The sequence below is a fragment of the Enterococcus sp. LX10 genome (assembly GCF_023539285.1).
GTDB lineage: Bacteria > Bacillota > Bacilli > Lactobacillales > Enterococcaceae > Enterococcus > Enterococcus faecalis.
The window spans coordinates 1480543-1495048 of the sequence record NZ_CP092784.1; the positions used below are offsets into that span (position 1 = coordinate 1480543).

Consider the following 14506-nt stretch of genomic DNA (forward strand, 5'->3'; position numbering starts at 1 on the left):
TAGATATAGACATATAGACAAACGTTGGAGGGATTTAAATGGATTTACACTTAACGAATAAATTAGCATTAATTACTGGTTCAACCAAAGGAATTGGCAAAGCAATTGCGATTGAAATGGCTCGTGAAGGGACCGATGTCATTATCAATGGGCGCAATGAAGCCGAAGTAATCAAAGTTGTTGAAGAAATACAAACAATGTTTCCAGACACTCATCCTCAAGCAGGAACTGCCGATATTTCCATTGAAAGTCAACGAACTACTTTACTTGAAAAATTCCCTAAAGTCGACATTTTAGTGAATAATATGGGGATTTTTGAACCAATGGAATACTGGGACATCGATGACGCCACTTGGGAAAAATTTTTTACTGTGAACGTGTTGTCAGGCAATGCATTAGCAAAAGCTTATCTACCTAAAATGCTTGCACAAGATTTTGGTCGCATTATTTTCATCGCTAGCGAAGAAGCGGTGATGCCTTCTGGCGAAATGCCCCAATATAGCATGACAAAAACGATGAATCTTTCCTTAGCTAAAAGTTTATCCAACTTAACTGTCGGCACACATGTCACCGTTAACACGGTTATGCCTGGCTCAACCCTTACCGAAGGTGTAGAAAAAATGTTGGAAGATATGTACGCTGATTCAGACATTCCCAAAGAGGATTGGGAAAAAGATTTCATGAAAAATCATCGTTCTCGTTCACAAATCCAACGGCTCATTCGACCAGAAGAAATTGGTCGTTTTGTTACCTTTGTGGCCAGCCCAGATTCTTCTTCCTTCTCAGGAGAAGCCTTAAGAATCGATGGCGGCTTAGTTCCAACGATCTTCTAAAATAAACAAAAAAGACAGCCAGCAAAAATTCACATTTTTTGCTGGCTGTCTTTTTAAGCATATTAATTGATTACTTACCAAAAGTAAGTTATATTTATCTCGAATTCGAAATAAAAAAAGAGGTGAAACAATGAGCCAACAGCAAGAAGCTTTAAAAGCCTATATCGGTTTATTAAGAACCAGCCATCGACTAGAGCAACTTGCCAAGCAAGATGTCGCTTGTTATGACTTAAACATTACAGAATTTTCAGTATTAGAGCTGTTACTCCATAAAGGTCCTCAGACCATCCAAAAAATTAAGGAGAAAATTTTAATTGCCAGCAGTAGCACCACTTATGTTATTGACCAATTACATAAAAAAGGCTATGTAACGCGCACCCCCAGTGAAAAAGACCGACGCATTACTTACGTTGAATTAACAGAAGCTGGAAAAACATTAATTAAAGAAATTTTCCCGACGCATGCAAAGCGAATTGCAGAAGCATTTGAACAACTCTCTTCTGAAGAATTAACTCTTCTTCAAAAAACTTTACGAAAAATAACAAATGAAACGAAATGAGGAAATAATGATGAAAAAAGAAGATCAATTATTAGGAATCCACCACGTTACAGCTATGACAAGTAATGCAGAAAAAAACTATCACTTCTTTACAGACGTTTTAGGGATGCGTTTAGTCAAAAAAACAGTGAATCAAGATGATATCTATACTTACCACACCTATTTTGCCGATGATTTGGGTACACCAGGTACAACCATGACCTTTTTCGATTTTCCCAATAACCCTAAAGGATTAAAAGGAACCAATACAATTTCAAGAACAGGGTTCCGGGTTCCTTCAGATGCAGCTTTGACTTATTATGAAAATCGCTTCAATGAATTTGCTGTCAAACACACAGGTATTTCTGAAGAATTTGGGAAAAAGGTCCTTCGCTTTTGGGATTTTGATGATCAAGCGTATCAATTAATCTCTGATGAATTAAATCAGGGTGTTACAGCGGGCACCCCTTGGAAAAAAGGACCTGTTCCAACAGAATTTGCGATCTATGGCTTAGGACCTGTCGAAATAGCTATTTCCTATTTTCATGAATTCAAAGAAGTCTTTGAAGAAATTCTAGGCTTTCACGTAGTGGCACAAGAAGGCAATCGCTATTTACTTGAAGTTGGCCAAGGTGGCAATGGTGCCCAAGTCGTTTTGGTAGACGATGATACTAGCTCACAAGCGCAACAAGGATATGGTGAAGTACATCACGTTGCATTCCGCTTAGCGGATCGCAAATCACTTGGGACTTGGCAAACGCGCTTTGATCATTTAGGCTTACAAAACTCTGGCTATGTCGATCGTTATTATTTTGAATCATTGTATGTTCGCATTGGGCATATTTTAGTCGAATTAGCCACCGATGAACCAGGGTTTATGGGGGATGAACCTTACGAAACATTAGGAGAAAAGTTATCTCTTGCGCCATTTTTAGAAAACCGTCGTGAGTATATTGAGAGTGTTATCAAGCCTTTCAATACAAAACGAGCCTAAGGAGGAAAAAAACATGCATTCAATTTTAAAAAAAGGACATCCTGAAGCACCTGTCTTTGTGCTACTTCACGGTACAGGTGGTGATGAAACATCTCTCCTACCAATTGCTCAAGAACTAAATAAACAAGCTACTGTGCTAAGTATTCGTGGTGATGTTTCAGAAAATGGAATGAATCGTTATTTTAAGCGCCTAGCGGAAGGTCATTATGACTTAGAAGATCTAGAAAAACGCGGCGAGGCGCTTCATAAGTTTATTCAACAAGCCGCTAACGAACATCAATTTTCATTGGATAAAATTATTTTTATTGGCTATTCAAATGGGGCCAATATCGCTATTCAATTATTGCTTACTCATCCCGACAGCTACCATCAAGCTGTCCTCTATCATCCCATGTTTCCTGTTGAATTGACCAATCAACCAGACTTGACCGACACTTCTGTTTTATTATCTCTAGGAGAGCATGACCCGATTGTCCCACTTCCTGAGAGTATGCGTGTGATTCAATTATTTCAGAATCATGGAGCAACCGTACAAGAGGTTTGGACACAAAGTCATCAATTAACTTATCAAGAAATTAAGGAAACACAAACTTGGTTGGCACATCTGTCCTCTTAACAAAAAAGTGAGGTCGGGACAGAACCGTTTAGCTCCGAGAAATAAGAAGAAATTTCCGAAAATTGCTCTTTAATTTTTGGAGAATTTCGGCTTATTTCCGAAGGAGTTGGTTCTGTTCCCGCCGTTTATCAGGTTTTGAGCCTGGGACAAAAATCTCTTTGGATTTTTGTCCCAGGCTCACTTTTTCTATTTTAAGATAATTCACTGTCTGAGCTTCTTTTATTTTGCCATTTGAACAACTATTTTGCCAACTGCATGGTGCGTTTCACTGAGTGCATGTGCATCATAAATCCCTTGTCTAGAAAAAGGGAAAACTTCACCAATAATTGATTTCACTTTTCCAGCTGCCATCAAATCAGCAATTTTTTGTAATTGTTCTCCATTTGGTTGAAGCCAAATACTTTCAGCAGAAATATTTTTTTCGGCTGCCAATTGTTTATCTTCAATGCCCACAATTGAAACAAGACGACCTGTGTTTGGTTTTAAGACGTCAAAACTATTTTTTTGAACCTCACCACCCATTGTATCAAAAACCAAATCAACATCAGTTAATACCTCTGCAAAATTCGTTGTATGATAATCAATCACTTCATCTGCACCAATTTTTTTCAGTAAGGCATGATTTTTTGCGCTAGCGGTCGTGATGACATGTGCGCCCGCTTCTTTTGCTAGTTGAATCGCATAAGTACCGACCCCACCTGCACCAGCATGAATTAAAACAGTTTCTCCTTCTTTAAGGTGACCATGATCAAACAATGCTTGCCAAGCGGTTAAACCAGCCAACGGAACGGCAGCCGCTTCTTCAAAGCTAATTGTTTCAGGGATTTTTGCTAATAAATGATCATCCACAATCGTTACTTCTGCATAGGTACCAAAACGAGTAGTTTCAGGACGAGCAAAAACTTTATCGCCAACTTGCCAATCCGTTACTTGACTCCCCACCTCTGTAATCACACCAGCGACATCCCAACCAAGAATAATCGGAAAGGACCAATCAAACATCTGTTTTAAATATCCTTCACGCAATTTCCAATCAATCGGATTAATTGATGTCGCGTATTCTTTTACCAACACTTGATGTTCCGATAATTCTGGCAGTGTTACTTCTGCTTCTTCAAGTACCTCTTTACTTCCGTACTGATTAATCACAACAGCTTTCATAAACCAACTTCCTCTCATTTGTTTCATTTTTCACACTTTTAGTATACGCCTATTGCCTTCTTTTTATATAAGAATATGCTTTAGTTAAATTGAGAGAAAGTAGCTGTTTTTAGTCTATTATTCATAACGTAAAGATTCAATTGGATCTAATTTTGCTGCTCTTCGAGCTGGTAAAGTTCCTGCTAAAAAAGCAATAAACATAATAACTAAGATAATCGTTAGTGAAGATGGCAATGAAAATTGAATTAATTTAAATCCTGTTAAAGCCTTTAAAAAAGAATCCGTTGCCAAACGATTAACTAAATTTCCAACCCCAACAGCTCCTAAAATGCCTAATATTGAGCCAAAAAAGCCAATTAAAGCCGCCTCAACACTAAAAATTGTAAAGACTTTCCCATTGCTAAGACCCATGGCTTTCATTAAACCAATTTCTCGCGTTCTTTCTTGGACAGACATATACAGCGTGTTAATAATGCCAAAGCTTGCAGCTAACAAGGCAATTGCACCAAACATGGTTAAAACACCAGTGATTGCATTGATTATATTACGAATCATACCAATTTCATCTTCGACAGTAGTCGCTAAATAGCCAGCTTTATCTAAATCTTTTTTGATGTCCTTAATCTGCTCTGGCGTGCTGTCTTTTTTAACTTCAGCAATAATCATCGCGTATTGATTTTTTAAATGTTCTGGAAGATCTGCTTGATTGATTGAGACAACTTTATCAATCAATGCTTTATTCATCAGCGAGAGCCCATTTTGAATGACACTGGTATTTCTAACGCCAACAATTTTTGCTTCAATAACTTGCTCTTGTCCTTTCAAGGAACTTGAGATACCTAATTGAACTGTTTCTCCCACGGCAGCTTTACTAGATGTATAGCCGAGCGCCTTTACATATTCTGGTGACAAATTAATTTCGAAGTCCTGGCTCGTTTGCGAAACTTTACGGCCAGCCGCTAAATCAATGGTCATCTCATCTAGCGCAGAAGTTGCTGAAAATACATATTTATGCTTATCTGCTCCTTTTATATAATCGATAGCAACGGATTTCATTGGTTCCACTGATGTAACATCCGAGATTTTTTTAATCTTCTCAATATCTTTTTCAGCAAGCATACTTTGTTGTTGAATCGTACTGGTTTTTTTCTCTGGATTATATTTACTTGGTTCTGTTCCGTTACCAACATTCATCTCCATTTTTGGCTGAATAAATAGCTGATTTGCACCACCGACACTGCCGACTTGTTTGTCAATATAATCATTTACACCAATATTGACTCCTGTAGTTAAAGCTATGGTAAATGCTCCAATAAAGATTGCAATAATGGTCAATACGGTTCGACCTTTATTACGCATTAAATTGGTACTAGCTGATTTTAAAATATCTCTAAATTTCATTTACTCATCTCCTCCTACAATCAAGCCGTCTCGAACATGAACTTGCTGATCACAACGTGCTGCTAAATCTGGATCATGTGTCACAATAATTAAGGTAATTCCTTTATTTTTATTTAAATCAAATAACAATTCTTCAATTTTCTTCCCAGTGGCAGAATCTAAATTCCCTGTAGGTTCATCTGCAAAAATAATTTGCGGATTATTAACTAAAGCACGCGCTATACATACCCGTTGTTTTTGGCCACCAGATAAATTATTCGCTTTGTTTTGAACTTTATCTTCCAAACCGACTGCTTTTAACGCATCTAAAGCCATCTTTTTCCTCTTGCTACCGGAAATACCACCAATTTTTAATGGTAAAAGAACATTATTTAAAACTGTATCCTTGGCATTCATAAAGAATTGTTGAAAAACAAAACCAAATTCTTCATTTCTCGTTTTATTCAGCACTTTCTTTCTAATACTAGTAACATTTTTACCATTTAAATAAATATCTCCTGAAGTTGGTTGATCTAACAATGCCAAAATGTGCATAAATGTTGATTTCCCAGAGCCACTTTTACCAATTATGGCCACAGATTCACCTTTTTCAACTTTTAAATCAACACCTTTTAACGCATCAAATTTTGTTTCGTTCTTTCCATAACTTTTTTTGATATTTTTTGCTTCAATTACCGCCATGTTACCCCTCCATTTTTCATTCTTTGTCGTTTACTTATTTACAAAGTTTTTTTACTCTTTTCATACTCCTTTCTTCTCTTTCTATTTTGACGGAAGCCCTTTCCTTTGTCATGGTACTTCCGATGTATCTCTCAATTAAAACAATAAGAACATGTTCCAAATTCACCTCATTGAACATGTTCTTATTAATTAGTTATGCATTTACGCGTTTAATTTCACGATGTTTATTCAATAAATAGGCCAAACCAAGATTAATGCCAACAAAGCAACTGATTGTCAGAAGAAGTGGCAGGACAGTAAAACCAGTGGATTGATAACCAACCATTGCTTGCAAGACGTGGAGCATTCTCAGGCGCATTGGTGTCCCCCCTAATTGTGCAATCGTGCCCAGTAAAATAGGAATCATTAATAACAGCAATAAAACAATGAGTTTTTTTACGCCATCTATCCGATCATTAAAGACACCTGCTAACAAGCCAAGTGAGCCGCTAAGCATTAGTAAGATAAAAAAGAGCAACCACGACATGAAAAAGTTTCCTTGAGCATAGACATCAATTAATTTCATTGATAATTGAAAATGAGAAATGAAATTGCCGCTAAATACTTTAATCAGTACAAGTACAGCCAAGGATCCAACCAAAGATAAAATAGCATTACTTACAAAATTCACCAAAAAAATTGTCCAGCGGGAAAGCCCGTTTTGAATAAACAGTTTAAAATCTGTGTTCATCCCAAAAAATGATAGTATCCCCATAAAAACCAGACAAGGAATTACTGCATCAGAGCTGACAGTATTCACGTCGTTAGAAAAGAGCAACCCAATAAGAGGAAAAAGAATGCCGAACAAAGCATAAAAGCCAAAATAAATTGCTAAGGAACGGACTTGATAAATTACACGATACCGCAAAGCTGTTTTAAATTTCATTTTACTTTTCCTTCTTTCTATTGGTTAATTGCACAAAATATGTTTGTAAATTTAGCGGCGCAATTTGAACCTCTGCTTTTTCAGTTGGCAAGTCGCCGTACACGTAAGCCGTAACTGCCCCACCTAAAGTGTCCATGCCTAAGATTTCCAATGACTGAGTATAGCGCTCTACTTGTTCTTTCGGCCCAGAAACAATGCGACCGTTTTTCAAAATTGTTTCAATAGATTCTGCGCGAATCAATTTTCCTTGATCAATGATGATAATATCTTCTAATAAATTCGCAATTTCTTCAATCAAATGGGTAGAAATCACAAACGTACGGGGACGTTCTTGGTATGTCTCAATTAAATAAGTATAAAATAATTCCCGATGATTGGCGTCTAAACCTAAGACCGGCTCATCTAAAAAAATATACTCACAGGGGACGGATAGCGCCACTATTAGTTTAGCAATACTCCGATAACCAGTTGATAATTTTTTGAATGCCTTTTTACTATCTAAACCAAAATCGCTTAACATTTGTTCGGCCAAAGACCAGTCAAATGATCCATAAAAACCTTCAGTCGTTTTAAAAATATCTTTAATTTTTAACTGAGGAGGAAATAAATTATCTTCACTCATTAAGTAAATATGATTCAAAGCAGTCTCATTATCGGTCACTGTTTCTCCCGCCAATTGAACGGAACCTGAAGTGGCAAAACTTCGATTATTAATGATATTTAATAACGTACTTTTACCAGCCCCATTCCTGCCTAAAAGCCCATAAATCGTTTCTTTTTCAAAAGTAATTGAAATATTATCTAATGCCTTTTTTTGATGATATTTTTTGCTTACTGATTCCACCCGCAAACTCATGCGTCATACCCTCTTTCAATTAGTTGTTTTAATTGTTCGGCTGTAATCCCTAATTTTTTAGCTTCTGCGACAACTTCTAATACTTCTTTATTTAAAAATTCTTCTTTCCGTGCCCTTCTTACTCTCTCTTGAGCGCCTGGTAAAACAAACATGCCAATCCCCCGTTTCTTTTCAATCAGCTGTCGTTCTACTAATAAATTCATTCCTTTTAAAACGGTGGCTGGATTGATTTGGTAACTTTTTGATATTTCTGTGGTTGAGGGAATTTGTTCGCCTTCTAAGTAAGCGCCATTAAAAATTCCTTCGGCAATCTGATCGGCTACTTGCTGAAATAAAGGCTTTTCCCCCGAAAAATTAAATTCCATTTTTACACCTCGCTTAAACGGTTAACTACTTATGTAACTAACTATATATCTTAGAAATTCTTTTGTCAACAAAAAAACCATTGTTTCCAAAGAAATTTTTCTTTGAAAACAATGGCGATACTTTTGAGTTGATTGAATCCGTTCCTTCTTATAGGGTTCCATTGTACAACAATTCATCGGTTGTTTCGTTGACAATTTTTAAGCGATTTTGTTTTTTGATCAAAATACTTTTATAGGTTGTTTCTGTAGCCTTTTCTTCCATCACAAGAATGCGTTTATACTCATTATCAGTGACTTGCTTAATCGTTGTTTGATTTAAGGACGGAATTTTTTCTTTTAGCGTTTTTTCTTCCGCCAGACCTTTTAAGATTTCTGATTCTGTAGTGGAACTTGTGGATTTACTAGAATCGCTTGATACACCTTCGTTATTAGACGCACTTTCAGATGACTTGCGACTTGATTCGGTTACTTTAGGCTGTGATGATTCACTGGTATTGGTTGAATTCATTTGCGTTTGGGTTTGATTCCCACATGCACCAATTAGCAACCCAACGCCTAAGATAGAGCTTGCTAAAATAGTTTTTCTAATCATTTGCATGACCTCCTACATCTATCATTACTTTAACCTTAACATTTTTCAGCTAAGAGAACAATTTTTCAGATTAGAAAAGACCACTAGTCGTTATTTAAATAAACGAACTAATGGTCTTACTTATTTAGGAATGATCTTCATATGAGTGAGTGGGTAATAAACAAATTGTGCTTTCCCTAAGATTTGATCTGCATGTATTGCACCAAAAGAACGGCTGTCTTTGGACATACGGCGATTATCACCAAGCACAAAATAGCTATCTTTAGGTAACTTTTCTTGCATTAACAATTCTTTTGAATCAAAATTCGTAGTATAAGGCATCGTTTCATGATCTTTTTTTCTGTTTTTAGTTAAATAGGGTTCAGCGATTGGCTGATTATTGACATATAATTGATCGTTTTCGTAACGCACAGCTTCTCCTGGTAAACCAATCACACGTTTAATCAGAATCGATCCTGTGTCTGTTTTAAAGACCACCACATCAAACCGTTTAATGGCGGAGAATTTTTCCATCACAATCATATCTCCTTGATTCAAGGTTTTTTGCATGGAATGGCCATCCACCCGAACAGGAATCAGGAAAAATCCTCTTAAAATAAAAACGGCTACGATTGCTGGTACTAAAATTTTCAGAAAGTACATTAAATACCCAACATAATCACGTTTCTTCTTCAACTTAGTGCCACCTTTTTTCTAGTTTTTTTGAATTTCTTTGACTGCTGTATCGTAGGCAGCGTCATTTTCAAGAATTAATTTACCTAAAGTGGCTTCAATTTTTGTGGCTGTTTCATTGTCGATTTCTCCAGTTACAGGCAAGCCATTTTTCTGTTGAAAATCGCTAACCGCTGCTTTTGTTTCTGCGGTGTAGTTTGCATTGTTTTCATCAACAGGATACGCTAATACAGCTAAAATAGCATTTAAGTTCTGAATATCTTCAGATTGATCCCCTTCTTTTAGCGTTTTATCGCGAGGAATCAATTTTAAATAGGCATACTCGGGGTAATCAGCTTTGATGGTTGGTTCAATTCCTTTTTCGTTGATCCATTCGCCTTTTGGTGTTAACCATTTTAAAACAGTCAATTTTATTTCGGTTTGGTCATTTAAATCCTTCACCGTTTGGACCGTTCCTTTGCCAAATGTTTTCGTTCCAATTAGTGGGACATTCGCAGATTCATGCAGTGCTGCAGCAAAAATTTCGGATGCACTGGCACTATTGCCATCAATGATAACTGCAACAGGTTCTTTTACTTTAAAGCCGTCGTCTAATTCTTTGGAAGCAACTTCTTTCATCGTACGTCCTTTTTTGTCTTCAAATTGAACAATTGTTTCGCCATTTTTTAAAAACATACTGGCCATTCGCTCTGCTTGATCTAGCAGTCCACCAGGATTTTGGCGTACATCAATTACAAAGGATTTAGCTCCTTTGGCTCGTAAATTCGTGATTGTTTCTTTCAATTCTTGATATGTTTTTTTACCAAAGGACGTAATTTTAATCGAGCCAATTTGTGCATCTTTTTTGTCTAACTCACCTGTCACTGTTTTAACGGGAATTTTCCCACGTTTGATTGAGATATTTTTAGTTTCTCCCTCTCTTTGGATAGTCAATTCAACGGAAGTTCCTTTTTTACCTCGGACTTTTGAGACGACTTCTGCTAGTTTCATCCCTTTTGTAGCTGTACCATCAACTTTTTCAATAATATCGCCTTCTTTGATTCCCGCTTTTTCAGCTGGGGAATCTGCTACAGGGGCCTCTGCTACAACTGGTTCGCCATCTTTCATTGTCATAGTGGCACCAATTCCTTCAAAATCGCCAGATAAGCTTTCGTTTAAATCATTGGCAGCAGATTCATTTAGATAAGTTGAGTATGGGTCTCCAATAGCTTCAGACATGCCTTTTAAGGCGCCTTCAACTAATTCATTTTTATCTACTTCACCTACATAATTGGTACTAATTTCATTATATAAATCCTGCACTTTGCTTAAATCAGCATTGGTAATTGCCCCTTCTTGACTCATCTTTTTAACACGATGATCAAAATAAATATAACTACTTCCTCCAGCTAAAAATGCGACACAGAGGAGCGAAATAATATATTGATAAAAAGGAACAGTTCGTTTGTTCTTCATAGATTTCATCTCATTTCTAACAAATTCGTCACTACTTTTGTTTACTATAACATGAATGAAAAAAGAGGAAAAGCTTTGTTTGCTTTTCCTCTGGATTTATTTATTGTTTTCAAGGTACTTTTCCCATAACTCATCAAAGATGTCCATGTTGCTTAAATAGTCAGCATTCATTTCTAAATAAGAAGAAAGTTCATGATAATCCTCGGTTTGTTTTGGAAACTGAATATCTTTGGCCGCTTCATTGGCAAAATCAGTTTCAGGATCTTTAGCCGGACCTTTTAATGTCATTAAGTAATGGTAAAAGCTTCGTCTCATGTAAATTAGTCACTCCATTTTTCTTCAATAAATTCACTTCTACGTTGATGGGACAATCCATAACGCAAAGCGTCTTTTTTATAAAAGTCTTGATGGTATTCTTCAGCAGGATAAAATGGTGCTGCTGGTTCGATGGTGGTAACAATTGGTTCTGTAAAACGGCCACTATTAGCTAGACGTTCTTTACTTTTCTCAGCAATTTCTTTTTGTTCTTGAGAACGATAAAAAATAACTGGCCGATAATTATCGCCGCGGTCTTGAAACTGACCGAAAGCATCAGTAGGATCCGTTTGTTGCCAATAAATATCCACTAATTGTTCATAAGAAATAATCGCCGGATCAAAAGTGATTTCTACTGCTTCCGTATGGCCTGTTGTGTGTGTTAGAACCTGTTCATATGTTGGATTAGGCACGTGCCCACCTGTATAACCCGAAACAACTGAGATAATCCCTGGTTGTGTATCAAAAGGCTGCACCATACACCAGAAACAGCCGCCTGCAAAAATTGCTTTTTCTTCCATCTCTAACACTCCTTTTTTATTTCTCTTTTGGCAAGTATATATTCATCCGAATGTCATCGTCAACTAAATTAATCTTTTCTGCTCGAACAAATAGACCATTTTGCATTCTAAACTGATCTAAACGTAATAAAACAGTTTGATCATCTGGATTGATTTCAACCCATTTAGGTAGTTTGTAAGAACGTTTAGCAAATTTCAATACTTCTTTAATTGGCAAGCCTAACGTTCCTATAGATAAACTTTTTGCTTTTAATTGTACATTGCCATTCGCCATCACGTAAGGATCAAAATATAAGTAAAAAGGAATGTCATGCCCTAACACCTGAAATGTTCCATTTAATAAAGCATCATTTTCTAAATAAAATTTATATTTGATCTCCGAACCTTTTTGAAAGTCGGCTAAATAAAAGTCAATCAGTTTGTTCACTTGTTGTTTTTTTGACTGAATTGTGACGACTGGCTCGCCTTCTTTTTCAACAATTGCTGGTATTTTCTTTAAATCTGGTTCGCGAACTTGTGTTGCTCGAAATGTCACGAAAGCTACACTACCAATGACTAAACCCACTAGAACAAGAAAAGCGATTTTCCAGGGATTTCGTTTAGGATTGGTTGGTTGTGTCTTTTTAATTGATTTACTTGTTTTTGGCTTTTCTTCATTCATTTTATTCACTACCTTCTGATTTGGTTATCCATTCTTTCTCTGTCTTGACCATTTCATCCCGGACAGCTCCGGCCATAATTTGGTAGCCAAGATTATTCGGATGGAAGCGATCTTCTTCATATAACAAATTGTTTAAATCCTCTTTGCTAGCACTACTTCCTGTAGTTTCTGAGTCGCCACCAGTTACGCCAACTTCATCGCCACGACCTTTATAGAGTAAATCATTGATAGGAATGAAATAGGCTCGTTTTTGCTCTTGAACCATTTCTTCGGTTGCTTGATTCCAGTTATCAACGATTTCTTGCATTTCTGTAATTTCGGAAAAGTTTAAGTAGAAGGGATTGTAAATTCCTAAGACATAAATAGGGGCCTTCTTGTTGTACTCTCGGATTTCTTCAAGTAGTCGTCTTACTCGGCGTTGATAGGCTTTTTGTGGACGATTGAACGAGCTGACTTTCAAGTCGAAAATATTACTACTAATTACTTTCATTAAGTCATTTCCACCAACCGTTAGCGTAATCACGTCCGCAGAGGCAAGGCCCTTTTGAATTTCAGGTTTTTCTTTGATTCGTTTTAAAATTTGGTCACTACGATCCCCATTTTTCCCAAAATTGTCTGTTTGAACACCGTTCAAGTTGTAGTGTTCTTTTAAATCATCTGCCACAATAGGAACAAAACCTCCACTATTCGTCAAATCGCCAATTCCTTCAGTTAAAGAATCACCGATAGCTGTATAATGAATGACTTCTTTTTGATTTTTTTGAAAAGTTGTGGCCACTTTCTCTTGCTTTAATAGTGGCTTTGCTTTGGGGATGGCCACACTTAACAATGTAAAAACACCTAGCGCAATGAGGATAGGTGTTAAGACGGTCAGCAAAATATGCTGTGTTTGTTTTTTCATCTTCGTCACTTCCTTTTAAATAAACTAACAAGAAATTTTCCTTTTCTTGTTAGAAAGAGGTTGCGTCTACTCATTTAAGAGTGAGACCCAACCTCGTTATTTCTTAGTCTGTATAGTACATAATAGCAAAGGCATTTTTTCCTGTATGGGTTGCAATGACTGGATTCGTATGTAATACGGGAATATCCATGTCTTTAAAGATTGCTTGTAATCCTTCTTTGAATCCATTTGCTAGTTCTAGCCCATCCGCATGAGAAATGCCAATTTGTCGAACATTTGGAATCTTACTTAATTCTGATTTCAATTCGTCAAACCATTTATTAAACGTTTTAACGCCGCGGCCTTTCGCTACAGGAATCAATTCCGTATTTTCAAAGTCCATGACAACTTTCATATTAAAAATGTTTGATAATAATCCTGTTGTACGGCTGATTCGTCCACCTTTAACCAAATTATCCAATGTTGAAATGCCAATGTATAATTTAGTATTTTGTTTGACGCGTTCAATTTCAGCTAAAATTTCTGGAACACCCGCTCCCGCTTGTGCCAATTTTGCTGCTTGAATGACTTGGAAAGACAAACCTTGGTCTGTAAAATCGCTATCAATCACCGTTACTTTACTTGATGATAAGTTGCTAGCTTGACGGGCCGCTTCAACCGTTCCACTTAAGCCTTTTGTCATGTGAATCGAAATTACTTCACTGCCATCTTCACCTAAGCGATCATATAATTCTACAAATTCACCAATTGGTGGTTGACTGGTTTTTGGTAAGGCCTTCGCATTAGCCATCATGTCCATAAATTTTTCGCCTGGCAAATGATCATCATCTGGATAAACAACGCCATCAACCATAATTGATAAAGGCATCATATGGATATTTAATTCATCTCTAAGACTTTTTTCCATCGTACATGAAGAATCCGTTACGATTTTAACGTTTGTCATAAATTTATCACTCTTTCTTTAAAAGGAACCTGTTTTCATGGTAGAATACCATTAAACGGTTAATTATCTAGTT

The 14506-nt window shown here is 36.6% G+C and carries 18 protein-coding genes; 4 read left to right on the forward strand and 14 right to left on the reverse strand.

All coding sequences use genetic code 11. The features are described 5' to 3' along the window. The first annotated feature begins 38 nt into the window (after positions 1-38). From MKZ30_RS07045 to MKZ30_RS07060, 4 genes are all read left to right on the forward strand, one after another. Positions 39-833: an SDR family NAD(P)-dependent oxidoreductase gene (locus MKZ30_RS07045; protein ID WP_002360217.1), complete on the forward strand. Its 795-nt coding sequence runs from the start codon at positions 39-41 to the stop codon at positions 831-833. Positions 834-963: 130 nt separating this feature from the next. Next, positions 964-1392 (forward strand): MarR family winged helix-turn-helix transcriptional regulator, encoded by a 429-nt coding sequence (locus tag MKZ30_RS07050; RefSeq protein WP_010715233.1) that lies wholly within the window; start codon positions 964-966, stop codon positions 1390-1392. Between the two features lie 10 nt (positions 1393-1402). Further along, positions 1403-2365 carry a ring-cleaving dioxygenase gene (locus MKZ30_RS07055; protein WP_033601223.1) on the forward strand — a complete coding sequence of 321 codons (963 nt, stop codon included), beginning with the start codon at positions 1403-1405 and terminating at the stop codon, positions 2363-2365. 13 nt (positions 2366-2378) lie between these two features. Beyond that, on the forward strand, positions 2379-2981 hold the full coding sequence (locus MKZ30_RS07060) for an alpha/beta hydrolase (RefSeq protein ID WP_010709448.1): 603 nt from the start codon (positions 2379-2381) through the stop codon (positions 2979-2981). A 219-nt stretch (positions 2982-3200) separates the two neighbouring features. Here MKZ30_RS07060 and MKZ30_RS07065 read toward each other — a convergent pair whose 3' ends face one another. The 14 genes from MKZ30_RS07065 to MKZ30_RS07130 all read right to left on the reverse strand — a co-directional run bounded on the left by MKZ30_RS07065 (position 3201) and on the right by MKZ30_RS07130 (position 14433). Further along, positions 3201-4169: an NADP-dependent oxidoreductase gene (locus MKZ30_RS07065; RefSeq protein ID WP_025192226.1), complete on the reverse strand. Its 969-nt coding sequence runs from the start codon at positions 4167-4169 to the stop codon at positions 3201-3203. Positions 4170-4259: 90 nt separating this feature from the next. Then, positions 4260-5543, reverse strand: a complete 1284-nt coding sequence (locus tag MKZ30_RS07070; protein ID WP_010715236.1) for an ABC transporter permease — start codon at positions 5541-5543, stop codon at positions 4260-4262. Further along, entirely contained in the window at positions 5544-6224 is a 681-nt protein-coding gene (locus tag MKZ30_RS07075; protein WP_249958747.1) for an ABC transporter ATP-binding protein, read from the reverse strand. A gap of 193 nt (positions 6225-6417) precedes the next feature. Then, positions 6418-7149, reverse strand: coding sequence for a hypothetical protein (locus MKZ30_RS07080; RefSeq protein WP_002408443.1), 732 nt, complete (start codon positions 7147-7149; stop codon positions 6418-6420). Between the two features lies 1 nt (position 7150). Then, positions 7151-8005: an ATP-binding cassette domain-containing protein gene (locus tag MKZ30_RS07085; protein ID WP_002408442.1), complete on the reverse strand. Its 855-nt coding sequence runs from the start codon at positions 8003-8005 to the stop codon at positions 7151-7153. Then, entirely contained in the window at positions 8002-8370 is a 369-nt protein-coding gene (locus MKZ30_RS07090) for a GntR family transcriptional regulator (protein ID WP_002408441.1), read from the reverse strand. Before MKZ30_RS07090 ends, MKZ30_RS07085 begins: the two co-directional genes overlap by 4 nt. Before the next feature lie 148 nt (positions 8371-8518). Beyond that, entirely contained in the window at positions 8519-8968 is a 450-nt protein-coding gene (locus MKZ30_RS07095; protein WP_002420159.1) for a hypothetical protein, read from the reverse strand. A gap of 114 nt (positions 8969-9082) precedes the next feature. Continuing rightward, positions 9083-9637, reverse strand: a complete 555-nt coding sequence (gene lepB, locus MKZ30_RS07100; RefSeq protein ID WP_002382369.1) for a signal peptidase I — start codon at positions 9635-9637, stop codon at positions 9083-9085. An 18-nt stretch (positions 9638-9655) separates the two neighbouring features. After that, positions 9656-11098, reverse strand: a complete 1443-nt coding sequence (locus MKZ30_RS07105; RefSeq protein WP_025188430.1) for a S41 family peptidase — start codon at positions 11096-11098, stop codon at positions 9656-9658. A gap of 87 nt (positions 11099-11185) precedes the next feature. Then, positions 11186-11404, reverse strand: a complete 219-nt coding sequence (locus MKZ30_RS07110; protein WP_002357449.1) for a YozE family protein — start codon at positions 11402-11404, stop codon at positions 11186-11188. A 5-nt stretch (positions 11405-11409) separates the two neighbouring features. After that, on the reverse strand, positions 11410-11925 hold the full coding sequence (gene msrA / locus MKZ30_RS07115; RefSeq protein WP_002357448.1) for a peptide-methionine (S)-S-oxide reductase MsrA: 516 nt from the start codon (positions 11923-11925) through the stop codon (positions 11410-11412). A gap of 16 nt (positions 11926-11941) precedes the next feature. Next, positions 11942-12595 carry a YpmS family protein gene (locus MKZ30_RS07120; RefSeq protein ID WP_002377303.1) on the reverse strand — a complete coding sequence of 218 codons (654 nt, stop codon included), beginning with the start codon at positions 12593-12595 and terminating at the stop codon, positions 11942-11944. Further along, positions 12588-13487 carry an SGNH/GDSL hydrolase family protein gene (locus MKZ30_RS07125; protein WP_002420157.1) on the reverse strand — a complete coding sequence of 300 codons (900 nt, stop codon included), beginning with the start codon at positions 13485-13487 and terminating at the stop codon, positions 12588-12590. The genes MKZ30_RS07120 and MKZ30_RS07125 overlap by 8 nt, the downstream gene beginning before the upstream one ends. Positions 13488-13590: 103 nt before the next feature. Beyond that, entirely contained in the window at positions 13591-14433 is an 843-nt protein-coding gene (locus MKZ30_RS07130; protein ID WP_002357444.1) for a DegV family protein, read from the reverse strand. Between the last annotated feature and the right edge of the window lie 73 nt (positions 14434-14506).